At 44.9% G+C, this 25,216-nt stretch carries 20 protein-coding genes, 1 pseudogene and 1 riboswitch; of the genes and pseudogenes, 14 read left to right on the forward strand and 7 right to left on the reverse strand.

Annotated elements, in window-relative coordinates:
• Positions 1–54: 54 nt before the first annotated feature.
• From NG821_RS05805 to NG821_RS05820, 4 genes are all read right to left on the reverse strand, one after another.
• The gene (locus NG821_RS05805; protein WP_252760718.1) at positions 55–483 is read right to left on the reverse strand and encodes a biotin/lipoyl-containing protein; all 429 of its coding nucleotides are present in this window, start codon (positions 481–483) and stop codon (positions 55–57) included.
• A 29-nt stretch (positions 484–512) separates the two neighbouring features.
• Positions 513–683, reverse strand: coding sequence for a hypothetical protein (locus tag NG821_RS05810; RefSeq protein ID WP_252760738.1), 171 nt, complete (start codon positions 681–683; stop codon positions 513–515).
• 12 nt (positions 684–695) lie between these two features.
• On the reverse strand, positions 696–2,261 hold the full coding sequence (locus NG821_RS05815; protein ID WP_252760719.1) for an acyl-CoA carboxylase subunit beta: 1,566 nt from the start codon (positions 2,259–2,261) through the stop codon (positions 696–698).
• A 547-nt stretch (positions 2,262–2,808) separates the two neighbouring features.
• Positions 2,809–5,025, reverse strand: a complete 2,217-nt coding sequence (locus NG821_RS05820) for a RelA/SpoT family protein (RefSeq protein ID WP_252760720.1) — start codon at positions 5,023–5,025, stop codon at positions 2,809–2,811.
• Between the two features lie 109 nt (positions 5,026–5,134).
• On the opposite strand from NG821_RS05820, the gene NG821_RS05825 reads away from it, so the two are divergent.
• Positions 5,135–6,652, forward strand: coding sequence for a DUF4301 family protein (locus NG821_RS05825; protein WP_252760721.1), 1,518 nt, complete (start codon positions 5,135–5,137; stop codon positions 6,650–6,652).
• Positions 6,653–6,770: 118 nt separating this feature from the next.
• Here NG821_RS05825 and NG821_RS05830 read toward each other — a convergent pair whose 3' ends face one another.
• Both NG821_RS05830 and NG821_RS05835 read right to left on the reverse strand, forming a co-directional pair.
• Entirely contained in the window at positions 6,771–7,643 is an 873-nt protein-coding gene (locus NG821_RS05830) for a sigma-70 family RNA polymerase sigma factor (RefSeq protein ID WP_252760722.1), read from the reverse strand.
• Between the two features lie 578 nt (positions 7,644–8,221).
• Positions 8,222–9,094, reverse strand: a complete 873-nt coding sequence (locus NG821_RS05835; protein ID WP_252760723.1) for a sigma-70 family RNA polymerase sigma factor — start codon at positions 9,092–9,094, stop codon at positions 8,222–8,224.
• A 224-nt stretch (positions 9,095–9,318) separates the two neighbouring features.
• Here NG821_RS05835 and NG821_RS05840 point away from each other — a divergent pair, with 224 nt between their 5' ends.
• The 7 genes from NG821_RS05840 to NG821_RS05870 all read left to right on the forward strand — a co-directional run bounded on the left by NG821_RS05840 (position 9,319) and on the right by NG821_RS05870 (position 17,160).
• Complete coding sequence (locus NG821_RS05840; RefSeq protein WP_252760724.1) at positions 9,319–9,960, forward strand: deoxynucleoside kinase; 642 nt, start codon at positions 9,319–9,321, stop codon at positions 9,958–9,960.
• 38 nt (positions 9,961–9,998) lie between these two features.
• Positions 9,999–10,643: a deoxynucleoside kinase gene (locus tag NG821_RS05845; protein WP_252760725.1), complete on the forward strand. Its 645-nt coding sequence runs from the start codon at positions 9,999–10,001 to the stop codon at positions 10,641–10,643.
• A gap of 398 nt (positions 10,644–11,041) precedes the next feature.
• Positions 11,042–11,227, forward strand: a riboswitch (cobalamin riboswitch).
• A 55-nt stretch (positions 11,228–11,282) separates the two neighbouring features.
• Positions 11,283–13,271, forward strand: a complete 1,989-nt coding sequence (locus NG821_RS05850; protein ID WP_252760726.1) for a TonB-dependent receptor plug domain-containing protein — start codon at positions 11,283–11,285, stop codon at positions 13,269–13,271.
• Between the two features lie 72 nt (positions 13,272–13,343).
• Positions 13,344–14,411 (forward strand): YncE family protein, encoded by a 1,068-nt coding sequence (locus NG821_RS05855; protein ID WP_252760727.1) that lies wholly within the window; start codon positions 13,344–13,346, stop codon positions 14,409–14,411.
• 18 nt (positions 14,412–14,429) lie between these two features.
• Positions 14,430–15,560, forward strand: coding sequence for an ABC transporter substrate-binding protein (locus NG821_RS05860; protein WP_252760728.1), 1,131 nt, complete (start codon positions 14,430–14,432; stop codon positions 15,558–15,560).
• 68 nt (positions 15,561–15,628) lie between these two features.
• Positions 15,629–16,639 (forward strand): iron ABC transporter permease, encoded by a 1,011-nt coding sequence (locus NG821_RS05865; protein WP_252760729.1) that lies wholly within the window; start codon positions 15,629–15,631, stop codon positions 16,637–16,639.
• A 20-nt stretch (positions 16,640–16,659) separates the two neighbouring features.
• Complete coding sequence (locus NG821_RS05870) at positions 16,660–17,160, forward strand: cob(I)yrinic acid a,c-diamide adenosyltransferase (protein ID WP_252760730.1); 501 nt, start codon at positions 16,660–16,662, stop codon at positions 17,158–17,160.
• 205 nt (positions 17,161–17,365) lie between these two features.
• On the opposite strand, the gene NG821_RS05875 is transcribed toward NG821_RS05870, so the two are convergent.
• On the reverse strand, positions 17,366–18,376 hold the full coding sequence (locus NG821_RS05875; RefSeq protein WP_252760731.1) for a patatin-like phospholipase family protein: 1,011 nt from the start codon (positions 18,374–18,376) through the stop codon (positions 17,366–17,368).
• A 154-nt stretch (positions 18,377–18,530) separates the two neighbouring features.
• On the opposite strand from NG821_RS05875, the gene NG821_RS05880 reads away from it, so the two are divergent.
• The 6 genes and pseudogenes from NG821_RS05880 to NG821_RS05905 form a co-directional block, all read left to right on the forward strand.
• Positions 18,531–19,097, forward strand: a complete 567-nt coding sequence (locus NG821_RS05880; protein ID WP_252760732.1) for a sigma-70 family RNA polymerase sigma factor — start codon at positions 18,531–18,533, stop codon at positions 19,095–19,097.
• Between the two features lie 163 nt (positions 19,098–19,260).
• The gene (locus NG821_RS05885) at positions 19,261–20,460 is read left to right on the forward strand and encodes a serine/threonine-protein kinase (protein WP_252760733.1); all 1,200 of its coding nucleotides are present in this window, start codon (positions 19,261–19,263) and stop codon (positions 20,458–20,460) included.
• 40 nt (positions 20,461–20,500) lie between these two features.
• Positions 20,501–22,267, forward strand: coding sequence for a GNAT family N-acetyltransferase (locus tag NG821_RS05890; protein ID WP_252760734.1), 1,767 nt, complete (start codon positions 20,501–20,503; stop codon positions 22,265–22,267).
• A 663-nt stretch (positions 22,268–22,930) separates the two neighbouring features.
• Positions 22,931–23,860: a thioredoxin-disulfide reductase gene (gene trxB / locus NG821_RS05895; protein WP_252760735.1), complete on the forward strand. Its 930-nt coding sequence runs from the start codon at positions 22,931–22,933 to the stop codon at positions 23,858–23,860.
• 150 nt (positions 23,861–24,010) lie between these two features.
• Positions 24,011–24,505, forward strand: coding sequence for a Fur family transcriptional regulator (locus tag NG821_RS05900; protein ID WP_252760736.1), 495 nt, complete (start codon positions 24,011–24,013; stop codon positions 24,503–24,505).
• Positions 24,502–25,098, forward strand: a pseudogene (locus NG821_RS05905) (adenylosuccinate synthetase); the annotation flags it as partial. The gene NG821_RS05900 and the pseudogene NG821_RS05905, both read left to right, overlap by 4 nt.
• Positions 25,099–25,216: the final 118 nt, after the last annotated feature.

Consider the following 25,216-nt stretch of genomic DNA (forward strand, 5'->3'; position numbering starts at 1 on the left):
TATAAAAGGGCAGGCCCGTATTCAGACCTGCCCTTGTTTCTAAAAACTCTGTTATTATTCAATGACGACAAGAGGATCTTCCTCCCGTACTGCCTGTCCAACCTTTACACAGACAGCAGTCACTTTTCCGTCCTTTTCAGCTTCGATGTTGTTGGCCATCTTCATGGCTTCCAGGACCACGAGAGTGTCACCGGCCTTGACCTGTTGGCCGACAGTCACGTTGATGCCCGTGATCGTGCCCGGCAGAGGAGCTTTGACAGCTTTGCTGCTGTCCACGTTTCCTGCAGATACCGGTGCAGCCTCTTCTTCAGCAGCTGCAGGTTGTCCGAGAACCACTTTCTTCTTTTCAGGCTCTGCAGGCTGTTCCATTTGGACCTTAAAAGAATCTCCGTTTACCGTAACGTCAGCTACATGATTTTCATCGATGTCTCCGATCGTTACCTTGTATTCTTTCCCATCGATGGTATATTTGAATTCTTTCATTCGTAATAGAAATTTGAAGTTGTAAACTCTTATTTAGCGGAAGGCTTGGCTGTCATACTCTGGAATTTGGCATTCCATAGCGTATGATGCTTCTTGATGGTAATGGTGCCGGATTCCTTGTCGTGCACATTGTTCCCTTCATATTCATAAAGGGCCATTGCTATTGCCGCATATATATTCTTATCCATGATTTTCTTCATAGTCAGGTGATTTTACATTGGCATGCAGCCGTGTTTCTTGGCAGGGAGACTCTGACGCTTTGTAGCCAGTTGAGCCAATCCGCGGCAGATCCGGAAACGGGTATTGCGAGGCTCTATCACATCATCGATGTAGCCGAACTGCGCAGCCTGATAAGGATTGGCAAAGGTATCCGTATATTCTTGTTCCTTTTCTGCAAGGAAGGATTTGACATCTTCACCGGCAGCTTTCTTTGCCTTTGCTTCCTTTCCACAAAGGATGGCAACGGCACCGCTGGCACCCATAACGGCGATCTCAGCAGAAGGCCAGGCATAGTTCAGGTCAGCCCTTAACTGTTTGCACCCCATGACGATATGGCTCCCGCCATAAGCTTTACGTAAAGTGACGGTGATCTTAGGCACTGTAGCTTCACCATAAGCATAGAGGAGTTGGGCACCGTGCAAGATGACGGCATTGTATTCCTGACCTGTCCCCGGAAGGAATCCCGGTACATCTACGAGAGATACGATAGGAATATTGAAGGCGTCGCAGAAGCGGACGAATCTGGCTCCCTTACGACTGGCATTGACATCGAGAACACCGGCATAGGCTGCAGGTTGATTGGCGACGATACCTACGCTCTGTCCGTTGAAACGTGCGAAACCGGTAATGATGTTCTTTGCGAACTTAGGTTGGACCTCGAAGAATTCTCCTTCGTCGGTAATGGCGGCGATGACCTTATACATGTCATAAGCCTGGTTAGGGTCTTCCGGAATGATTTCGTTCAGGGAATCTTCCGTCCGGTCTATCGGGTCATTACATTCCACACGGGGAGCCTCTTCTGTATTATTGGACGGAATGTAAGAGAGAAGCGTCTTGATGAGTTCGATGCACTCTTCTTCAGTCTTAGCAGTGAAATGCGTTACGCCACTCTTGGAAGCGTGCACGCTGGCGCCACCCAGATGTTCAGCGTCGATCACTTCTCCCGTAACGGTCTTCACGACCTTCGGGCCTGTTAGGAACATATAAGAGGTACCCTCAGTCATCATGATAAAGTCAGTCAGGGCAGGGGAATAGACGGCACCGCCTGCACACGGCCCCATGATCGCACTGATCTGCGGGATGACTCCACTGGCAAGAATATTGCGCTCGAAGATTTCCCCGTATCCTGCGAGGGCAGCGATACCTTCCTGAATACGAGCACCACCGGAGTCATTGATGCCAATGACAGGAGCACCCATCTTCATAGCCATATCCATGATCTTGCACATTTTCTGAGACATGGTCTCTGAGAGAGAGCCGCCATGAACTGTGAAATCCTGAGCATAGATATATACGAGACGGCCGTCGATGGTTGCGGAACCTGCTACTACGCCGTCACCATAAACCTGTTTCTTCTCCATGCCGAACTGATGGCAACGATGGAGTTTGAACATATCATATTCTTCGAAACTCCCTTTGTCAACCAGCATGTCAATACGCTCTCTGGCAGTATACTTGCCCCGTGCGTGTTGCTTGTCTATGGCTTTTTGGCCTCCTCCAAGACGGGCTTGTTCGCGTTTGGCGACCAGCTCTTTAATCTTTTCAACTTGTTTGCTCATAATAAGATTCTATTATTACAATATGATTATTTCTACAATTATCCTTTGTGGAAAAGCCGCTCTTATTCACGGATTTCCTTTATTAAAGACCGTGCAAAGATAATCATATTTCTTGAAAATAAGAGAATGCAACTTGAAAATATTCATGTTTTGAGTCGCAGGAAGGGGATTTTTTATAGGTATGAAGAAAGTTATTGCACAGATTGCCCAAAGTGTGTAATAAATAAGCAGATGACGGAATAACTGTCAGGTCTAATATCTCTTATCTTGACATTGGAAAAAGAAGTGAAAGTGTGATCCTGATGATCAAGGCAACAAAGGACAAACTCCTTGCGACGGTCAGACTTTCCCTCAAAACGGTTGAATGAAAATCTGTACATTCGGCTGAGAATGGTTTCAAAAAGAAACAAATTGAGATAGAGTTTGTCGGGCAAACTCTATCTTCATCAGGTATATGAGTTTCATACCTCTTATATATATGAAAACCTCATCAATTTCTATGCCTTGGTATTCTATCGTGTTCCTTTTGTCTATGCAGGTATTCCCCTTAGAGTCGGATGACCTGTTTGATTCCTTTTATTGTTCTCAATTTCTTGATCAAGGCATTGGTTTTCGAGGCATCACCGATCAAAACTTCGATGTTACCTGAGAAGAGGCCGTCGTGACTGTCGATATTGATCGATCTCATTGTCAGTTTGTCTTCTTTGGAAATCACATTTGCGATATTGCTCACTATTCCCAAATCATCATTGCCGATGATACGGAGTGTGATCATATATTGCTGTGTACCTTTTCCAGACCATTTTGCTTTGACGATGCGATACCCGAAACGTTTGCGCAGTTCGGGTGCGTTCGGACAATCTTGACGATGGATTGTGATGCCACCGTTGACCGTCACGAAACCGAAGATCGGGTCACCGTAAATAGGGTGGCAGCACTGTGCCAATTTGTAATCAATGCCTTTCAAGTCTTGGTCGATCGTCAAGACATCCTCATCCTTCATGAGGACTTCATTATTAGGATCCTCGAACTCGAATTCCTCGGCACTCCTGGCTTCCTTTTGATTATTGATGTTGAGAAGGTGATCTCTGACTTCCTGATATTTGTCGATAATGTCATTCGGGTCAAGTTTGCCGTCTGAGACGTCTTTATAAAAGTCGCTGATTTCTTTATATCCCAATTTCTTGATGAGGTGTCCCATGACACTTTCATCAATGTTCACCTTCTTGTTCTTGAACCGGCGTTCCAACAGTTCCTTGGCATAAAGTCCGTCTTTGATCTGTGTCTCTTTCAGTGCGAGGCGGATCTTGGACCTGGCCTTACTGGTATTGACATAGTTCAGCCAATCCCTTTTCGGCTTCTGGTTGTTTTGGGTCAATATCTCGACCTGATCACCTGAGTGCAATGTCTCTCTGAAACTGACGACACTTCCGTTGATCCGGGCACCCACACAGTGATTCCCAATATTGGAGTGAATCCGGTAAGCAAGATCCAGAACGGTAGAACCGGCGGGGAGTTTGAGCAGATCACCTTTCGGGGTAAACACGTACACCTCATCCTCATTCAGATCCATTCTGAACTGATCCATGAGTTGGAGGTTGTCATTGTTTTCCAAGGCCGACCGGATATTGGCGAGCCATTCGTCAATAGCCCCTTCACTCTTGATGCCCTTATAGCGCCAGTGGGCAGCCAAGCCATGTTCTGCGATCTCATCCATACGCTCAGTCCTGATCTGGACTTCCACCCATTTCTTTTCAGGGCCGAGAACAGTGATGTGCAGGCTTTCATATCCATTGGATTTGGGCACACTCAACCAGTCCCTCAATCTTTTCGGATTAGGCTGGTACATATCAGTGACGATGGAGTAGACCTGCCAGCATTGCATCTTCTCCTGAGTAGTAGGTGCATCGAGAATGATACGGATCGCGAAGAGATCATAGATACCTTCGAATCCGCATTTCTGTTTTTGCATTTTCTGCCAGATGGAATGAATGCTCTTGGTACGGCCCTTAATCCTGAATTTGAGTCCCGCAGCTTCAAGTTTTTCTTTAACCGGTTGAATGAAACGGTCGATATAGGCATCCCTGGAACGTTTGGTCGCATTGAGTTTGTCCTTGATCATGTAATAAGCATCATGATTAAGGTATTTGAGGCTCAAGTCTTCCAATTCCATTTTCAATCGGTAAAGGCCGAGTTTGTGGGCGAGGGGAGCATAGAGGTAACTTGCCTCTTCGCTCACTTCCTGACGGGCTTCGACGGCCTTGGTATCCCTGATCTGCCGCATGACGTTGACGCGGTCAGCGATCATAATCAGGATGACGCGCATATCTTCTGAAAAGGAGATCAGAAGATTGCGGAAATTGTCACTTTCTATGACAGGGTTCTTTTTGTAGAGATCATGTATCCTGGTGAGACCCCGGATAATGTGTGCCGTACCGTCGCCATACTGTTCCCTCATTTGTTCGAGGGTATAATAGCCGTTGATGACGCCTTGATACAGAATGATAGCAAGGACGCCGTCTCTTTTCAATCCGATCTCGTCAACGGCGATCTGAGCGGTCTGCAGAGCGTGAAGGATGGGGTTCAACCCGAAGACATCACGCTGGAAATGCTTTTCTTCAATACCGTCTTTGATATATTGACGTAGTTTGTCCAGGTCATCAGGCTTCAGAAAATCCCCAATGGCTGTTTTGAGATGCTCGATGATATCAATAGCCTCTTTCTTCTCCTCTGGAGTAAAACTGAATTCTTCCTCGTTGTCCATGCGCAGATTGAACTAATTTCTATCGCAAAGATACTGTTTTTTATTGAAAAATTTCGGTTTTTCAGAAAAAGTAACTATATTTGTCCTAACTAATCCAAATGTTAATGTCATGCTAAATCAAGAAGACATAAAACAGATATCTGCAAAGGGTATCAGTGTAGATCAAGTTAATCATCAATTGGACGAACTCAAGAACGGTTTTCCTTTTCTTCATCTGGACTCAGCAGCCGCAGTGGGCAAAGGAATACTGGCTCCAAGTCCTGAAGAAATAGAGACCTATTCCCAAGCTTGGGAAGACTATAAGCAGAAGGGGCATCGCATTGTCAAATTCGTACCCGCTTCAGGGGCGGCAAGCAGGATGTTCAAGAATATCTTTGCTTTTCTCAACGCCGACTATGATGTGCCTACAACTGATTTCGAAAAAACATTCTTTACAGACATCCGTAATTTCGCTTTCTTTGATGCTCTGGATAAGGTTTGCAGAGATAAAGAGGGGAAAGGTGTCTTGGAATTGATAGACAGTAAGGCCTACAAGACCGTGGTGTCTTATCTTCTTGAAGCAAAAGGCTTGGATTATGGAGAATTGCCCAAAGGTCTGCTCCTGTTCCATCGCTATAAGGACGGTACACGCACACCTATGGAGGAACACCTTGTTGAGGCTGCCCTATATGCCAGTTCTAATGGAAGAGCATACGTGCATTTCACGGTCAGCCATGACCATCTTCCCCTTTTCAAGAAGAAGGTGGCAGAGAAGGCAGGGCAATATGAGGCAAAATTCGGCATCAAGTATGACATCAGTTTTTCCGAACAAAAACCGTCAACGGATACAATTGCCGCCAACCCTGACGGGACACCTTTCAGAAATGCAGACGGGACGCTGCTGTTCCGTCCGGGAGGACATGGCGCATTGATTGAGAATCTGAATGAGATCAATGCCGATGTCATCTTCATCAAGAATATAGACAATGTCGTTCAGGACCGCTTAAAACCTGAAACGGTGAAGTGGAAAGGCGTTTTGGCCGGTCTGCTCGTCACCTTGCAGAAAAAGATCTTCAGTTATATGAAGGTGCTGGACGAGGGGGAGTATAACCATGCGCAATTGGAAGATATCATCCATTTCCTGCAGCGGGAACTCTGTTGCCGTAAACCGGATATCAAGGAATTGGAGGATGCAGAACTCGTCATTTACCTGAAAGAGAAACTTCATCGTCCTATCCGTGTCTGCGGTGTCGTAAAAAACGTCGGTGAACCCGGCGGAGGACCTTTCCTGGCTTATAATCAGGATGGTACGGTCAGTCCCCAGATCCTGGAATCTTCTCAGATCAATCAGGAGGATCCGGCAGCCGTAGAGATGTTCCGGCACGGTACGCACTTTAACCCTGTAGACTTGGTGTGTGCGACAAAGGATGCTGAAGGCAAACCCTATCATCTCCCGGATTATGTGGATCGTACCACAGGATTTGTCAGCAACAAGAGCAAGAACGGCCGTGACCTCAAGGCATTGGAACTGCCCGGTCTTTGGAATGGTGCCATGAGTGACTGGAATACCGTTTTTGTGGAAGTGCCGCTAATCACTTTCAATCCGGTAAAGACCGTCAATGACCTCCTCAAAGAGCCTCATCAATAAGAGGCGGTGAGGAAGGTGATCAACTGATATAAAAGAAATACCAACTTTATAGTTTCCTCTTCCTGTTTTTTCAGGAAGGGGATTTTTTATTATAGGAATAAGATAGTCGGAAAGTTGACTATCCTAAATATTTCGTAAGAATTTTGGCGTAACCGCTGTTCCTGATTTTCATGATACTTTTCTCTCTGATCTGACGAACCCTTTCCCGCGATAAACCATAACTTTCTCCGATCTCTTCCAATCCCTGTTGGGCACATCCGATACCGAAACTCTTCTTGATGATCGATATTTCACGGGGTCTTAAAACCTGATTCAGGATGGAATCGATATCATAATTCATGGATTCTTCATCTGCTCTTTTGTCAGTACGTGTATCGTCGTCAGAGGACAGCATGTCGGCCATGGAATTGTCATCGTCATCACTGAACGGCGCGTCGATGCTCATCTCGTGGTTGTCGGCTTTCATGGCCTTGTCGATTTTGTCTATGTTGATGTCAGTCAACTCCGCCAGTTCGTCTGCAGAGGGTTTACGCTGGAATTTCTGTTCGAAGTTGGAGATTTCCGAATTGATTTTCGATAAGGCACCGACTTGGTTCAAAGGCAAGCGGACCATCCTGCTCTGCTCGGCCAATGCCTGCATGATACTCTGTCTGATCCACCATACAGCGTAGGAAATGAATTTGAATCCTCTCGTCTCATCAAATTTTTCGGCAGCCTTCACCAGTCCGATATTACCCTCATCTATAAGATCCGTTAGAGACAAACCTTTATGCTGATATTGCTTGGCAACAGAAACGACGAAGCGCAAGTTGGCACGTACAAGTTTATCTTTAGCGCGTTCACCCTCCTTACCTCCTTTTTTGATCATCCTTGCAAGTTGTGTCTCTTCATCTATGGAGATCATCGGGATGCGCCCGATTTCCACCAGATAATTGTTCAGAGACTCGCTAGCCCGGTTTGTTATACTTTTTTGAATCTTCAGTTGTCTCATATCTTTAGTCTTTTCAAAAGGTTATAGCCACAAAAACCATACCATATTAGTCCTTTCGGAAGAAAACTTATCATGGTATTAACGTTCGGGTATTTTAGTTATTGTAAAACTCTATTTGTTTGGGAGGTATATTATTATTAATTAACTATATGACCGGAAAAGCAATGGTTCGAAACTGCTGTGCCGTGAAAACTTCAATATGTTAACTATTTTAATAGGTGTAGCGGAATAGATCTCATAGGTTTAGTGGAACAGAGCTTCCGGCGTTCTGTTGACGGACACCCACTATCTCATGAATGAAAGATTTCATCCGGCTGATGGCTTGCACGGGTTGTCGGGATATCAGTCTGCAGAAAAAGAATGATTTCCGGGTTGTTGAAAATTTCAATCTGAGTATAAAAAAGTATTTCCTTGTCTGTCGATTTTGTGATGGTATTGGATGGGGGAGTGCCTTTTTAAGGATAATAGGAAGTGTTATTGATGCCGGTATGTCATAGTGCTCCGGGATGACATTTCCTCTGATAAAAAAAGCACTTGACAGATTTTTCTTTCTTGTCAAGTGCTTCATTCTAATTGGTTTATCCCAAGTATTTCATCAAGATCTTAGCGTTGCCGCTTTCTCGGATCTTAGCAATGCTTTTTTCCCTGATTTGTCTCACACGTTCACGTGTCAGGCCGAACTCTTCACCGATCTCCTCGAGGCCTCTTTCATGGCAACCTATGCCGAAGCAAGCCTTGAGGATTTTCAATTCCCGGTCTTTCAGAACGCCGTTAAGCACCTTGTCGAGATCGATCTTCATGGATTCATAGTCCACTTGTTTGTCAGTCCTTGAATCACTGCCGGAAGCCAGGACATCAGCCATAGAGTTGTCATCGTCGTCACCGAATGGGGCATCGATGCTCATGTGGTGGGAATCAGCATTGAGACTTTGCTCAATTTTCAGTTCATCCATATGCAGGATCTCAGAGAGTTCCTGAACAGAGGGCCGCCGGTTATGCTTCTGGACGAATTTACTCGTCGCCTGACTGATCTTACTTACGGCTCCCACCTGGTTTAGAGGGAGGCGGACGATTCGGCTTTGTTCGGCTATGGCCTGCATGATACTCTGACGAATCCACCATACAGCGTATGATATGAATTTGAATCCTCTGGTCTCATCAAATTTTTCAGCGGCTTTTACCAAACCTATATTGCCTTCGTCGATGAGGTCTGTCAGGGAAAGGCCCTGGTGCTGGTATTGCTTAGCTACGGAGACTACAAATCGGAGGTTGGCGCGCACCAACTTTTCCTTTGCCCGTTCACCAGCTCTGCCACCCTTTCGGATCTTTTCGGCAAGTTCGATTTCATCATCGACGGTGATCATTGGCTCACGTGCAATCTCTGCGAGGTACTTGTCAAGTGCTTCGCTAGAACGATTTGTAATACTTCTATTAATTTTCAGCTGTCTCATTCCCATTACCTCAAACTATCTTTTTTAATATCCTATTGAATACATAACTACATAATATAGTGTACTCTGCTCAAATGCGATGCAAAAGTAGCAAATTAAATTGATATATTTGTCAACAAATAAGAAATTCTTTCCTCTTATTTCGGGATATTTATTCTTTTTATTTCAAGTTTTCTTTCTCTCGTCTTTGTTTTTTTCTACCTTTGCAATTAAATAACGAAAAAGTGTATATAGTAGTTGCTGGAAACATCGGAAGCGGGAAAACGACTTTGACTAATATGCTGTCCCGACATTACGGTTGGAGAAAAATGTTGGAGCCGGTAGAGAATAACCCCTATATCTCAAAATATTATCAGGATATCCATCGGTGGTCTTTCAATACGGAAGTCTATTTCCTCAAACAACGGTTTCGGGATATCCTCCGGATCCGGAATACTGACGAAACGGTCGTTCAGGACCGTTCGATTTTTGAGGGCGTATATGTCTTTGCTGCCAATAACAGAGACATGGGCTATCTGACCGACTTGGATTTCAAGACCTATATGGATCTGTTCCAGTGCATGATGTCCGTGGTCCAACTGCCTGATCTGATGATCTACCTGCGTTCTTCGGTTTCGCATCTTGTGAAAAACATTGAGAAGCGGGACCGCAGTTATGAGCGGACGATGACCTTGGATTACCTGAACCACCTCAACGAATTCTATAAAGATTTTATCTATCACAAATATAAAGGCCGGATATTGATCATCGATGTCGATGAACTTGATTTCGAGCATGTCCCCAGGGATTTCGGTATGATAACAGAGAAGATCGATGCCGAGATCTATGGCTTGTATTCGTCTACAACAAGACCGGAATCACATTAACATATTATTTAATCCGACTTACTTAACTATCTGAAAAAATGCATATTGCAGTTGCTGGAAACATTGGCGCCGGAAAGACAACGCTCACGAAAATGCTCGCCAAGCGTTATGGTTGGAAACCTCACTTTGAACCGGTAGACAATAATCCTTATCTTAAAGATTACTATAAGGATATGAAACGCTGGTCGTTCAACATCCAAATCTATTTCCTGAGCAAACGCTTTAAGGATGTCGTCGAAATTTCCAAGAGCAAGGATACGATCATCCAGGACCGGACTATTTTCGAAGATGCCCGTATCTTCGCACCTAACCTTCATGATATGGGACTGATGAGTGACTGTGATTTTGACAACTATATCGACCTGTTTGATCTGATGATCTCCCTCGTGAAATTACCGGACTTACTGATTTATATCCGTTCCTCTGTGCCAACGCTGGTCGGGCATATCCAAAAACGTGCCAGGGAGTACGAAAAGGGAATACGCATAGACTACCTGAAAGGGTTGAATGAGCGCTATGAGAATTGGATTAAGAATTATAAAGGTAATCTGATGATTATCGATGGCGACAACATCCATTTTGAGGAGAGCATCGAAGATTTCCGCAAGATCACAGACCGCCTCGACAGCGAACTCTTCGGGTTGTTCCCGTTGAAGGATGATTCTTCTCCTGTCCGGTTCTGAAATCAGTTCCTGTTGTCTGATTCCTTGATGACAGGAAACCGGAATTTCAGGGACTGAGGTGTTTGACAGAGTCGTATCCGTTTTCGAAAGTTTTGCATCACAATCAGTGAAGTTCTCTACATTCCTATTATTCCGGTTTCTTCAAACTTGCACGATAGGCAACAAGATCAAGACCCTATGGTTTTTATGTCCCTTGAGGACGTGAAAACCTTGTCTCCCTATTTATATAGAGCAATATCCACCATTTTAGTCACCCATTATCCACCATAATGGTCTGAATGTATAGGGAAAGAATCTTTTGTGGAGAAGAAGAAGTTGGGAGCGCATTTTTTCCGTACGCTGGATTCAGCTATAGATAAAAAGCGGACATATTTCCCCGAAATTCAAATATTTTATATACCTTTGCAGCGACAATTGGTTCATCTGCCAATGATCAAAAGGGAATCAGGTGCAATACCTGAACAGTCCCGCTGCTGTAAGTAGCCTTTTTTAGATGGAACAAAGTGCCACTGGTATTTGCCGGGAAGGCCGTTCCATTGTTTCAGGCTGCAAGTCAGAAGACCTGCCAGTTGTCTGTTTTTCTTGATTCTTCCGAGGAGAGGGATTAGGATCAGTCCATAATAAAGTTTGCAAAATTTCATGAGTAGAGTTCTCATTGTTGTGTTTGCCATGACTTTTAGTGTCTGTGTATTACCGATGCAGGCACAGGAGGATTCCCTCCGTTCACACGCCCTTGAAGGAGTGGAGGTCAATGGTAAGTCAGTTCCATCCCCTTTGAAATCGGGATCTCCGGTAGAAGTTATGAGCCATTCTCAAATGGAGAGGATGGGAGTGGTCGACGTCTCTGAAGCCTTGAAGCATTTTGCGGGAGTCCAGGTTCAGGACTATGGTGGTATAGGCGGCCTGAAGACCGTCAATATCAGGGGACTTGGCTCCCAGCATACCGGTGTCAATTATGATGGAGTAGAAATTGGTGACTGCCAGTCTGGGCAAGTTGACTTGTCGCGTTTCACGTTAGATAATGTCTCCTGGTTGTATCTGACCATCGGTCAACAGGATGATATCTTCGAGAGTGCCCGGCAATACGCGTCCGCCGGAACTATCAACATTGTGACAGACAATGGCGAATCCTATAATCCCAAGCATCCTTTTTCCGGAGCGACAACATTGAAAGTGGGTTCGTACGGGTTGTGGCAACCCTCTGTGTTGCTTTCAGACTGGTTGAGCAGCAAGGTCAAACTCTCGTCCTATTTCAGTTATCAGCATGTGGACGGCAATTACCGTTATCACATGATGAACGGGACGTCACCCATTAACGAAATACGCAATAACAGTACCGTCAATGCCTGGAGAGGAGAGATGAATCTAGCTTGGCTGATGACTCCACGGGAATCCCTTCATGTCAAGGTGTATGGATTCAATTCCAAAAAAGGCGTCCCCGGCGGAATCATTTATGACAATACTTATAGTGCCGAACGCCTGACCGAAAAGAATGTGTTTATCCAAGCACTTTACGAGAACGATTTTTCAGACCGTTTTCAAATGAAGTCTGCAGCGAAGTGGAACTATTCATGGATGCGTGATTTTGATGTCCCGGCATCAGGGCCGACACAAACGCGGTACCGGCAGAATGAGATCTACTTGACTTCCACCGGCCTGTATCATTTTAACCGATGGCTGAGCGCTTCTCTGGCCGAGGATTATCAGTATAATTACCTGACAACGACATTGGCCAGATGTCCTTTCCCTATTCGTAGAAATACACAGACAGCCTTCGCCGTCAAGTATGAGACGAAACGGTTGACGGCTACAGCCTCACTGTTGTACACCTTCATTCATGAGACAGTCAGTAAAAGTACGGCAGCTCCTGACCTGCATCGTCTGAGCCCGGCCTTCAGTGTGTCTTGGCAGCCATTCAACGAACCACTCCGATTCCGCCTTTCCTATAAGGACATCTTCAGGTCTCCTACATTGAACGACCGCTATTATTTGTTAATGGGCAATACCAAACTCAAACCTGAGAAGACACGTCAGTGGAATTTCGGAACGACATGGTCAAGAAATTTCTCAGGATTTGTCGATCATATCGCGCTTACTGCCGATGGCTATTATGGGTTGGTAACCGATAAGATCGTTGCAGTTCCGACAATGTTCATCTGGAAAATGACCAATCTTGGGAAGGTCCATTCTCAGGGTGTTGACGTGACGATGAATACCGGTTTGGTATGGGCAAAGGACTGGACTACTGATTTCCTCTTGACCTACGGTTTCCTGCATGCCTTGGACAAGACCACCAAAGGCGGTCCCACGTACAATAATCAAATTGCCTATACTCCGAGGAATTCCGCCAGTGCGAGTGTGATGATTCATTCTCCATGGGTGGACTTTACCTATAATTTCCTGTTGACGGGAACAAGGTACATGATGACCTATAACGGCCCGGAAAACCATATGCCGAGCATTGTCGACCATAGTATCTCTATCTCCAGGAACCTGGCTTTGGGCAAGACCGATCAACTCCATCTGCAACTGGATTTCCTGAATCTTGGAAACAAAAACTATGAGGTCATTCGGTTCTATCCTATGCCGGGTATGACTTTCCGGTTCTCCGCTACGGTGAAATTCTGAAGGAGGACTCCTGATTTTGAAAAAGAATGTATTGAAGAATAAATAGATCTAATTAATTAAAAATAACCTGATATGAAAAAGTTTGTATGGAAACTGTCATTTTTATTAGTGGCAGCAGTAAGTCTTTGGTCTTGTAGTAGTGATGATGATAATGTTACTGATCCTGGGGTCACAACGCCATCGCATTATGCGTATATAATTAACAACGGAGATTATAAAACTAACAGTGGATCCATTATGAGTTTGGACTCTTTAAATAAAGACTGGGTCACATCTCAAATCTATTCAGCTGCCAACGGAAAAGAAATGGGTGATGCTCAAGATGCCGTTATTACAGGCAACAAACTCTTTGTTACTTGTACGTCTGCCAATAAGATTGAAATCTTGAACTTAGACGGAACGATTATCAAGACTGTCCAGTTCAAAGGCAACTGTTCTCCGAGATCTATCGTTACAGACGGTACCAATGTGTATTACTCGGCTTATTCCGGAAAGGTCTACAAAATGAGCACAACTAATTATGCGATTACAGACAGTGTGCAAGTGGGAGACCATCCAGAAGGGCTTGCTATAGCTGATGATAAAATCTATGTCGCCAATTCGGATTATGAATTGATTGGTAGTAATACTGTGAGTGTGATTGACAAAGCGTCGTTCAAGAAGACTAAGGATATTGTTGTTGTGTTGGACCCTTACGATCAGATGATTGCTGTTGGTGACAAGGTCTTCTTTATCAGCAATATGGATTATTCTGGCAATCAACTCCAAGTAATCGATGCCAATACAGACAAGGCGACACATATAGCTTCGGCTACTGTAATGGCATATGATCAGATGTCAAATTCTCTGGTCTGCATCTATGCGCTTTATAGTGCCCCATCCGTGTCTTATTTCCGCTATGATATTTCTACAGGAAAAACGACAACGTTTACTGGAACTGATCTGAACAAAATGCCAAATCCCGGACAAGTGAGTATCGATCCCTCAACAGGAGATATCTATATGGTGGATACTGAAAAATATCTTGCACCTTGTTCCATCTATGTCTTCGATAAAAACGGTAAACAGTTGCGGGTCTTGCAGAATGTCGGCTATGGGACAACACATGTGCTGTTCAATCCTGACGGCAAGGTGAATTGAACACTTGACTAATAAGATATGAAGCAATTACGGTATTTGAGTTTTGTTGTTATTTGCAGTATCCTTTTCGGTTGTGGAAATTCCAGGACAAGAACTTCCACGGTCGGAGGGGATACTGTCCCCTTCAAGTATGCCAAAGGCATTACCGTCATCAAGTACAAGGATTATACTGTGGCACAACTCCAGAATCCATGGAAGGCAGGACAACTGTTGCATACGTATATCCTCGTCCCAAAGACGGAAAAAAGAATGCCTCGGGATTTGCCTGAAGGAGACGTGATCCGTACGCCAGTCAACAGGAGTATGATCGCGACGACGGCACATTGTCAACTTCTGGAATATCTGCATGCGGCGAATGCCATTTCCGGGGTCTGTGACCTGAAATACATCTTGATCCCGGATGTTCAGTCACGTATAAAACAGGGCAAGGTCGCGGATTGCGGTAACAGTATGTCTCCGGTCATTGAAAAGATCATCAGTTTGAAACCAGAAGTTCTGCTGCTCTCACCTTTTAATAATAGCGGGGGCTATGGTAAAATAGAGCGGATAGGTGTGCCGATTGTGGAATGTGCCGACTATATGGAGACTTCTCCTTTGGGTAGGGCAGAGTGGATGAAGTTCTATGGTATGATCTTCGGGTGTGAGCACAGAGCTGATTCCTTGTTCCAAGTTGTGAGTCAGACCTACCTTTCTCTTAAAACGAGAGCTGCGCATCTGCCTTTAGGCCGCTCCATACTCACAGAGCTCAAGACCGGCAGTGTTTGGTACTGTCCGGGAGGGGCGAGCACGATCGGACAGATGATCGCAGATGCACACGGGCGATATGCTTTCTCAAAAGACAAGCACAGTGGGAGTTTGTCTCTGTCCTTCGAACAGGTTTTGGCAAAAGCCGGGAATTCGGATGTCTGGGCATTTAAATACGATGCACCTTCACCGATGACCAAAAGTCAACTCTTGGCCGAATATCCGGGGTATAGAGCCCTGAAGGCCTTTCAGACCGGTGAGATCTATGAGTGCAACAGTTCTAAAGTACCTTTCTTTGAGCAGACACCTTTCCGTCCGGACTTCCTTTTGAGAGATTTGATCCAAATACTGCATCCAGGTACAAATTGGGGAGGGTTGCGGTATTATAAGAAATTAAACGGATAACCAGTATTGTTGCAATAGTCGGCAGGAGATTTCTCCAATTCAAAAAGATTGGGTAATTTTGTAGGGTCTTGAACAGAGGAATAAAATATTGTATTCTGGCAGCGGTCCTCATCGTGATGCTGTTTGTCCTGAACCTTGCAGTTGGAAGCATCAGGATACCAGTAGCTGATGTCCTGAGGATTCTGCTGGGGCATCACCCTGAAAATGAGACATGGCGCTTCATTATCCTCCAGTCCCGTTTACCGCAGGCAATCACTGCTACCTTGGCAGGTCCGGCACTAGCCGTGAGTGGCTTGCTTCTGCAGTCTGCTTTCAGAAATCCGCTTGCAGGTCCTGATGTGTTCGGCATCAACAGTGGTGCAGGCTTGGCCGTGGCAATAGTCATGCTGTTCATGGGCGGCACAGTGACTGCAGGTTCTTACAGTATTTCGGGTTATCTGGCGATCCTCGCGGGAGCATTTGCCGGGGCGATGATTGTAACCGGAGTGATCTTTTTCTTTTCGACCATTGTCCATCATACGATCATGCTTCTGATCATCGGAATCATGATCGGATATCTGTCCGGTTCTATGATCTCCCTGCTCAACTTCTTCGCATCTGACGAAGGTGTGAAATCCTATATGATCTGGGGAATGGGAAATTTCGGAAGTGTCTCTTTAAGTGATCTGCCGGTTTTCGTTTCGGTCACCGCAGTGGGACTATTCCTTTCCATCCTGCTCATCAAACCCCTGAATGCGATTCTCCTCGGAGAGCAGTATGCAGAGAATCTGGGTTTTTCCACACGTCAGATCCGCAACTGGCTATTGGTTGTCACAGGTATCCTGACTGCCGTGACTACCGCATTCTGCGGTCCCATAGCTTTTATAGGTCTGGCAACGCCACATATCGCCCGGATGATTCTCTCGACGTCCAATCACAGGCAATTGCTCCCTGCCACCCTCCTGACAGGTGCTATCATTGCCTTGTTGTGCAACGTCATCTGTTGTCTGCCAGGGGAGAATGGGGTCATACCGCTCAACGCTGTGACACCTTTGATCGGTGCTCCGGTGATCATCTATGTGATTGCGAAAAAGAGATAAACGTTCTAAGAAAAAACTTCATGGTAAAAATTTATACAAAGGGTGGAGACAAAGGCAATACCTCGCTGAGACAAGGGGAGAGAGTGGCTAAAGATGATATCCGCATCGAGACGAATGGAGAGATGGACGAACTGGATTCTTTCATTGGAATCGTTGTCGCCTTATTGAAGGACGGGGATCCTTTGATCGATCAGTTGCAGGCGGTCCAAGTGCATCTCAAACAGATCATGAGTATGGTCGCTTTGCCACAGAATGGAAAGGTAAAAGCCATCCGATTGAAGGATGACACTGAAGATCTGGAACATCGGATAGACGAGTTGTCAGGGGATAAGAAATTTGATTTTGTCCTCCCCGGCGGTGACCTCCTGTCAGCATGTCTGCACTTGGCAAGGAGTAAGACGAGAACTTGCGAGCGCCGGCTTTGGACACTCAACCGTTCCTATCCCGTGGATGCGGAAATTCTGAAATATATGAACCGTTTGAGTGACTATTTCTTTGCTTTGGCGACCAACAAGAAGTGAAATTAATAGAAGATGGTGACAAGATAGAACCAGTCGGGACCGATCGTCCACTCTGAATGTGACTTTCCGACATGAGATCGGGACGACTGTATGCTATTAGAAAAAGGTGTGGTATGCGTCCTTTCTTGAGTTTTTACCGTAGACGCAGTGGCAAACTTTGATTTCAAAAAGAGAGCAGGAGGACAAACGGTTTTTCCTGCTCATTTCATTTGGATATTGTTTTGCTGCGACTTCGGTCAACCCGTTTCTTGAGAGCGACAAGTTGGTCTCTTGCTTTTTCTCCTGCCGCTTCACCACGCTGGATCATCTCCTGGATTTTCTCCGGAGAGAAACTGGCGGCATTGAAACCTTTGAGGTCGGGGTTGATATAGACGTCACAGTCCTTGATGTTCTGATTGTACTTCACCAAATCTGGCCTTCGTGTGGCCCATTCAATCAGCCAACTGAGACCTTTCCGTTTATGATTCATGCTCTTGTCCCTCACTTGGCGTTTGTTTTGCGTCAAGTCAATGGCGATGACGACATCAGCTCCCATTGCCCGGACAACGTCTACGGGAAGATTGTTGAGCGTCCCGCCGTCTATCAACCGATAATCTCCGATTTGTTCAGGGGTGTAAACGCCAGGTATTGCCATACTTGCACGCATGGCTTGAGACAGTCTGCCGCTCTTCAGGACAACCTCTGTCATGGTTGTCAGGTCTACTGCCACACAGGAAAAAGGAATAGGGAGTTGGCGGAAATCAATGGAATCCGGTCTTTTGACGAGTCGGTCCAGAAAAGCCACGACACTGTCCCCTCGAATAGCTCCCAAATTCCCTTCAATTGATTTGCTCTTCTTACGGCTGATGGGAAAACCGAAAAAATAAGTGATGCCGTCTTTCTTCTTCAGAATAGTCCCGTCAAACTCCCTATTTCTGTCGGCGAGGAGCGTTTTCCAGTTCTGCGAGCAGAATAGGGTATCGAGATCTGCGGAGCGGTACCCACAGGCATATAGCCCCCCTACAATGGAACCGATACTCGTCCCGGCAATATAATCGATCGGCATTCCCGTTTCTTCGATGATCTTCAGAACACCTGCTTCAGCAGCCCCCTTGGCTCCACCGCCCCCCAGGACAAGGCCTACCTTCAACCGCTTCCGACTTTCCTGATTCTCGGATTTGACAGGCAAGACAAGGAAAAAGATCATCAGGACAAGAAGGAATTTACTCGTTTTCATTTTCACTTTTGATTTTAGGTTTACAAATATACAATTTTGTAGCTCTCTATGTCACTTTTTTGGTGTCCATATTTGTTAAAGATAGTGAATGAAATATTCCATTCCGTCCAATTTGACTATCTTTGTGAAATAGAATAATAAACTTCATTTTATTATGAACGATCAGAAAACGATACAGAAGCTTGTCAATGACAATCAAGGATATGTCTATTCTTTAGCTCTTCATTATACAAATCAAGGGTTGGACTTTGAAGACCTCGTCGGCGAAGGAAATATGGGGATGATCAAGGCGGCTCAAACTTATGATGCGTCGAAATCAAAACACTTTGTCAACTATGCGTCGGGATTCATCAAAGAAGCGATAGAGAAGGCCTTGAAAAGCTACGGGTTCCAAGCTTCAAGAAGCTTGGATGAGCGCGTTCCTAGAGGCAGCCAGAACAGTACGATGAAACTCCTTCACGTGATAGAGGATAAGAATACGCCTCGAACTGATGCTCAGTTGTGGGCAGATTCCAATTCTGAAAGCGTGAAGAAACTGCTGGAACTGTTGGATGACCGTGAACGTACTGTCATCTGTGGCATATACGGCATTGGAGGAGACAAACTCACCATGGCTCAGGTAGGCGAAAAGAACGGCTGGAAGCGTGAACGGGTTCGTCAAATCAGGAACAAAGCCTTGAGGAAACTGGAGAAAGCGTCAATGCTTTTGCCCGTTCTCTGAGGAGGATTCCTCATCAATGGCTTGGAAGTGATCAGCAACGATAAGAAGATCGGATTTTTTATAGAAATAAATGAATATTCTGTCTTGTTTTTTCTCCATTAAAAAGAATTGTGTTACCTTTGTGACAGATTTTAATAAGAATATCTTCAAAGACTAAAGACTTATGGATAAAGATGATAAAGAACCTGTAGACAGCCAGAAAGAAAATCAGAAAGGGGAGTCACAGATCAACTATACGGATTATACGGAAATTCCATCTTCCGGCATTTATAGATTCATTAAATGCCATCAAGGTGACCAATGGGTAGTCCTGAAGGGACTCAAAGAGCCTTATCGGGATAAGGTCCAGGAACAGCACCTTTTGAAAAAGGAATTCCTTACAGCCAATCATCTCGATCATCCGCATATTGAAAAATATATAGATTTTATTGATCACCCGGAGTATGGGAAATGCATCGTCTTGGAATACATCGACGGCAGGTCTCTGAAGGACTATATTGCAGAAAACCATACCTCGGCTGAGAAAAAAGATATCGTAGAGCAGATTGCCGACGCTTTGGATTATATTCACGGAAAGAATATCGTGCACCGCAATCTGAAACCTTCGAACATTCTGATCACCAAGGATAATCAGGTCAAGTTGATTGACTTCAGGGTATCTTATGCCGATAATCTCTCCGAACCTTCCAGTTCGTTGAGGTATGCAGCCCCTGAGCAGCGTGACGGCACGATTGCCGTAGACGGCAGGACGGATATTTATTCTTTGGGAATGATCATGAAGGACCTGGGGATGTACTCTGAATATCCGGATGTCATTGACAGATGCTGCCGCTTTGGCAGGTCTGAACGTTATCTGGACATTGAAACTTTTCTCAAGGACCTGAATCATGAAGGTTCTGAGGGCGGCTCCAAGAAGAAAGGTGTTCTCGTGGTCGGCATCATCCTCATCGTTATTATCTTGGTGGCAGTCATCCTCTTTTCCAAGAACGGCTCTCCTTCGAGCGAAAAGGATTCGACATCCACAGAGGCTGTCAAGGACACGACGGATACTGTTCCTGAAAGTAGGACAGCTGCACCTGAACCACAACAGACCCAGGCCCCGGATACGACAGGTCAGGCTGCTGCAAGTGATCTGGACCCGGCTATCAATGCCAAGTTTACTGAAGGACTGGATAAGATATTCCGCGTCTATTTTGCACAAAAGCAAAACGGCAACTTGGATCAGATCCAGATGCGCAAGGACATCAGAAGTTATTACAAGAGTTTTATACGTACTCAGGATGTACCTGCAGAAGACCGGCAGGCTTTCGATGCCGCTTTCGCAAACTATGTCAAACAAAAGACAACTTTACTTAACCAGTAAAATGACGTTATAGGAAGAAAGGCTTCCATAACCTAAAGACATGATTAAATTTTCGGATGTAAGAACGGGAGATAGGGAGTTCATACAACATTATACTTTATGGGGGAAACGACGAAATTGTGATTTGTCATTTGCGAATATTATCAGTTGGCGTTTCCTGTATGATACTCAGTATGCTGTCATAGATGATTATCTGATATTCCGATTCCATACGGGTAGACATTTGGCTTATATGGCGCCTATTCCAAAACCTGTGCCTCAGGCAGATGGCACTTATAGTGTACCGGATGATTCCCCGTGTCCGGTGGCGGTGATAGAACAACTTCGGGAAGATGCCATCGCTATGGGGAGGCCTTTCCTGATGATCGGGGTTTGTCAGGAGATGGTTGACTCCTTGGAAAAAGGGATGCCGGGCATTTTCGATTGCTTGCCTCAAAGAGACTATTTTGATTATATCTATCTGCGGGACAAACTCATCAACTTGTCTGGAAAGAAATTACAAAGCAAGCGCAACCATATCAATAAGTTCAAAGCGTTGTATCCTGATTATGAATACCGGCCACTGACCAAAGAGATGATTCCGCAATGTATGCAACTCGAAGCCAAATGGCGAAAGAACATGGCCGACGTTGATGAGAATAGTGAGGTAGAGGCACAACTCGCAGAAGAACTGCGGTCTATGACAAGGGTTTTCATGTATTGGGATGATCTCGATATCACAGGAGGCTCAATTTTCGTAAAAGGCCAGCTTATCGCATTTACCTATGGCTGCCCGATCAATCAGAATACTTTTGACGTCTGTGTGGAAAAGGCAGACATCAATTATCAAGGTTCTTTTTCCATTATCAATGAAGAATTTGTCAAACACCTGCCCGAGCAATACTTGTATATCAATCGGGAAGAGGATCTCGGCGATGAAGGGCTGAGACGCTCTAAATTGTCATATAAACCGGATATTCTCCTGGAGAAATATTCCATTACCGAGAGTCAGCCGCTGGCGCAGTTTGTCGATCAGAACAGGATCAAGAACGAGGTCAAGGAACTTTGGCGTAAAACTTTCAAGGATACGGAGGATTTCATCAATCTGTATTTCGATAAAGTGTACCAAAACGAATACAACATCGTGAGTCAGATCGGGGGAAAAGTCGTGGGAGCACTCCAGACCCTGCCTTATGATATGCGTATTCATCAGTGTGTCGTAAAAACAGTTTATATCAGTGGGGTGAGTGTGGATGAAGCCTTTCGCAGACAGAACATCGGAACGAGTTTGATGCAGCAGGCGCACGACACCTTATATTATGAGGGGGTGGTCTTCGCCACCTTGATCCCCGCTGAAAAGTGGCTATACAACTGGTATGCTTCTTGTGGCTACGTCCAGAAGATCACGTGTACGTCTCCGCCTGAAAATATCCGGAAGATGACCTTTGAGGACTTTGACAAATGGCAGAAAACCAAGGACTGTGTCTTGTTACACGATCGGAAAGGTTATGAGGTCATTCAGGAAGATATCAGTAGGGTACCGGCGGATACCCCTATTCAAGAGCATTCGATCCCTGCAATGATCAGGGTCATCAATGCCCAAAAGGCTCTCGATGTCTATGCCCAAGTGCACCCTGACCTGAAAATGAATTTCCGGATCCATAATGACCGGCATATCAGAATGAACAATCAGTATATCGGGATAGAGGATGGGAAAGCTAAAGCCACAGACCTTCCTTTGGAAAATGCAAAGGTCCTGACGATTAGTGAACTCGCCGAGTTCCTGTTTGCTGATGAAACGCCGGAGATGAACTTGATGCTTAATTGAGGTAAGGTAACTTCCTCATAGGAAATAGAGGTGCCCTGAGACGTCCAAACGTCTTGGGGCATTTTTTTGTCTGCCAATCTGATCTTGTCTCATGATCCTTCTCTTGTTGAATTGAGCGCTACGATTGATTAGTAACAGGGCAAAAAGGTTTGATCTTATCTGACCAGTCTTTTTCCAGCTGACGATAGGGGGGTGACCTCATTAAGGGGAAGGCGTTTGGACTTACCCTTAGACGTGGTATTTCATTCTATCCTTAAGTTTTTTCACAATCGAGAAAACAATATATCTGATCTGAGCAACCACGCATTTTTTATCCGGATTTTCACCTTCAGATGCTTTACCGCTCACAATATGCCCGAAAAAGAGTTTTGGAGTTGATTTATATCAATAGATGGCTGTTTTCCGAAAATAATAAGAGTAAAAGTATTGCCTATATTGGAATTTTATTACCTTTGCATCGTGTTTTTCATGGTATTAGATTATTAAGGTTAAAGATTGGTTGTCGTGAGATAACTAATCTTTTTTTTTATGCTTTTAAATTCCCCCGAAAATTATCTTTCTATTAGGTTAAAGTGGGTTAACATTCCCTGCTTATATCCCGGAATTTTCTTACTTTTGTATAAAAGAAATAAAATATTTCAGGAATAAAAAACTTCATATAAAATGGAAAAAGTAAAGACTCTGATTGTTGGCAGTGGACCTGCCGGTTATACGGCTGCAATCTATGCAGGAAGATCTAATCTGTCACCAGTTCTGTATTCAGGCCTTCAACCCGGTGGACAGTTGACGACAACGACAATGGTTGAGAACTTCCCCGGTTATCCTAATGGTGTTGACGGGAATCAACTGATGATCGATCTCAAGGAACAGGCTGCCAAATTTGGTGCTGATATCCGTGACGGGAGCATTGAAAAAGTGGATTTCTCCAAGCGCCCGTATCTGCTCACTGACGACAGTGGCAAAGAGATAGCAGCTGAGACAGTCATCATTGCGACTGGTGCTTCAGCAAAATATCTGGGGCTCCCGGATGAAAAGAAATATGCCGGTCAAGGTGTCAGCGCTTGCGCGACTTGCGACGGTTTCTTCTATCGGAAGAAAACAGTAGCTGTGGTAGGAGGCGGAGATACGGCCTGTGAAGAGGCGATGTATTTGTCTTCTTTGGCTAAAAAGGTTTATATGATTGTCCGCAAACCTTTCTTGAGGGCAACGGATATCATGCAGGACCGTGTAAAGAAGCAGCCGAATATCGAGATACTCTTTGAAACGAATACGCTGGGTTTGTATGGGGATAAAGGCGTCGAGGGCGCTCATCTGATCTATCGTAAAGGTGAATCAGACGAGAAAAAGTATGACCTCCCAATAGACGGCTTTTTCCTGGGTATCGGGCATACGCCCAATGTCCAGTTGTTTAAAGACTGGTTGCAATTGGATGAAAAAGGTTATGTCAAGGTACAACCGGGGACTTGCGTCACTTCCTTGCCGGGTATATTTGCGGCAGGTGACGTTGCAGATTCCGTTTATCAGCAAGGTGTCGTAGCTGCCGCTACAGGTGCAATGGCTGCTATAGAAGCCGACCGGTTCCTGCAATCTTGACGGAGAGTGAGACCTTGTTTCAAGAGGATTGGATGACACTCAGGCCATCCAATCCTCTTTTTGTTTGCAGAGTTTCACTTTTTTAAAATTTTATGTTCCTGTTTTGATTAATTATTTGTACATTTGTGAGTCAGTAGTGATAAACTCAATATGAAAGCCAACATTAAATTCAAAGCGAGAGATATATTGGACAGTTATTTGACTACCAGTCACCATCGCCGGACACCGGAAAGGTATACCATACTGGACGCAATATACAATATGGCAGGTTATTTCTCACTTGCAGATTTAGATACTCAACTGGAGAAGGGCAATTTTAGGGTCAGTAGGGCAACGCTTTACAATACAATGCATTTGTTTGTGGATTTGAGGTTGGTCAGTTGCCATCGCTTTCAGAAGTGTGTCCTCTATGAAGCCAGTTATGACAGTAACGGCAACAGTTTCCAAATCTGTTCAGTATGCGGGAAAATAACCGTCTTGCATACACCGAAAATTGATCAGTTGGTAAAGGACATGAAATTGAAGCGCTTTCGTAAAGATCGTTATTCTCTTTATATCTACGGTGTCTGTTCGTCATGTCAGGCAAAACTAACTCGAAATAGAACTCAGAAGATCAAAAAGTCAAAATTATCAAATAAGAAATGAATACAGGTAAAGTTGATGTCCTGCTCGGCTTGCAGTGGGGCGACGAAGGAAAAGGTAAGGTGGTGGATGTCCTCACACCTCATTACGATGTAGTAGCTCGCTTCCAAGGTGGCCCTAATGCCGGGCACACTTTGGAATTTGAGGGTCAGAAATATGTGCTTCGTTCTATCCCTTCCGGTATATTCCAAGGTGGTAAAGTGAATATTATCGGAAACGGGGTAGTCCTCGCTCCTGATCTTTTCATGGAGGAAGCACAGGAATTGGAGAAGAGTGGTCATCCGTTGAAGAACCGCCTTCATATTTCCAAAAAGGCGCATCTGATTATGCCTACCCACCGTATCCTCGACCGTGCCATTGAGGCTGCAAAAGGCAAGAACAAGGTTGGGACTACCGGAAAGGGTATAGGACCGGCCTATACTGATAAGGTCAGTCGTGCCGGATTGCGTGTGGGAGACATTCTGGATCATTTCGAAGAAAAATATGAGGCTCATAAAGCCCGTCATATGCGGATGCTCAAAGCCTTGGGATGGTCAGATTTCAAAGACCTGGACAAGGTGGAAGCAAAATGGATGGAAGGTGTCCGCTATATGAAACGTACATGATCGTCTTTCGCCAAAGGGAATGAAAAGGGATTTTTTGTATCTTTGCCACAGTATAAACCCTTTAATCCTTTAGATATGTCGAATCAGAAGCAAGAAGTCTCCTTTTCAG

It is taken from the genome of Segatella cerevisiae (assembly GCF_024054555.1).
In the GTDB taxonomy this organism is placed as follows: domain Bacteria; phylum Bacteroidota; class Bacteroidia; order Bacteroidales; family Bacteroidaceae; genus Prevotella; species Prevotella cerevisiae.

Bases quoted from the DNA above. Each gene is read 5' to 3' on its own strand.
- NG821_RS05860 (WP_252760728.1), top strand. From the start codon at position 14,430: ATGAAGCAATTACGGTATTTGAGTTTTGTTGTTATTTGCAGTATCCTT.
- NG821_RS05815 (WP_252760719.1), bottom strand. From the start codon at position 2,261: ATGAGCAAACAAGTTGAAAAGATTAAAGAGCTGGTCGCCAAACGCGAA.
- NG821_RS05835 (WP_252760723.1), bottom strand. From the start codon at position 9,094: ATGAGACAGCTGAAAATTAATAGAAGTATTACAAATCGTTCTAGCGAA.
- NG821_RS05900 (WP_252760736.1), top strand. From the start codon at position 24,011: ATGAAAGCCAACATTAAATTCAAAGCGAGAGATATATTGGACAGTTAT.
- NG821_RS05830 (WP_252760722.1), bottom strand. From the start codon at position 7,643: ATGAGACAACTGAAGATTCAAAAAAGTATAACAAACCGGGCTAGCGAG.
- NG821_RS05850 (WP_252760726.1), top strand. From the start codon at position 11,283: ATGAGTAGAGTTCTCATTGTTGTGTTTGCCATGACTTTTAGTGTCTGT.
- trxB (WP_252760735.1), top strand. From the start codon at position 22,931: ATGGAAAAAGTAAAGACTCTGATTGTTGGCAGTGGACCTGCCGGTTAT.
- NG821_RS05870 (WP_252760730.1), top strand. From the start codon at position 16,660: ATGGTAAAAATTTATACAAAGGGTGGAGACAAAGGCAATACCTCGCTG.
- NG821_RS05820 (WP_252760720.1), bottom strand. From the start codon at position 5,025: ATGGACAACGAGGAAGAATTCAGTTTTACTCCAGAGGAGAAGAAAGAG.
- NG821_RS05855 (WP_252760727.1), top strand. From the start codon at position 13,344: ATGAAAAAGTTTGTATGGAAACTGTCATTTTTATTAGTGGCAGCAGTA.
- NG821_RS05805 (WP_252760718.1), bottom strand. From the start codon at position 483: ATGAAAGAATTCAAATATACCATCGATGGGAAAGAATACAAGGTAACG.
- NG821_RS05825 (WP_252760721.1), top strand. From the start codon at position 5,135: ATGCTAAATCAAGAAGACATAAAACAGATATCTGCAAAGGGTATCAGT.
- NG821_RS05890 (WP_252760734.1), top strand. From the start codon at position 20,501: ATGATTAAATTTTCGGATGTAAGAACGGGAGATAGGGAGTTCATACAA.
- NG821_RS05810 (WP_252760738.1), bottom strand. From the start codon at position 683: ATGAAGAAAATCATGGATAAGAATATATATGCGGCAATAGCAATGGCC.
- NG821_RS05885 (WP_252760733.1), top strand. From the start codon at position 19,261: ATGGATAAAGATGATAAAGAACCTGTAGACAGCCAGAAAGAAAATCAG.
- NG821_RS05880 (WP_252760732.1), top strand. From the start codon at position 18,531: ATGAACGATCAGAAAACGATACAGAAGCTTGTCAATGACAATCAAGGA.
- NG821_RS05875 (WP_252760731.1), bottom strand. From the start codon at position 18,376: ATGAAAACGAGTAAATTCCTTCTTGTCCTGATGATCTTTTTCCTTGTC.
- NG821_RS05845 (WP_252760725.1), top strand. From the start codon at position 9,999: ATGCATATTGCAGTTGCTGGAAACATTGGCGCCGGAAAGACAACGCTC.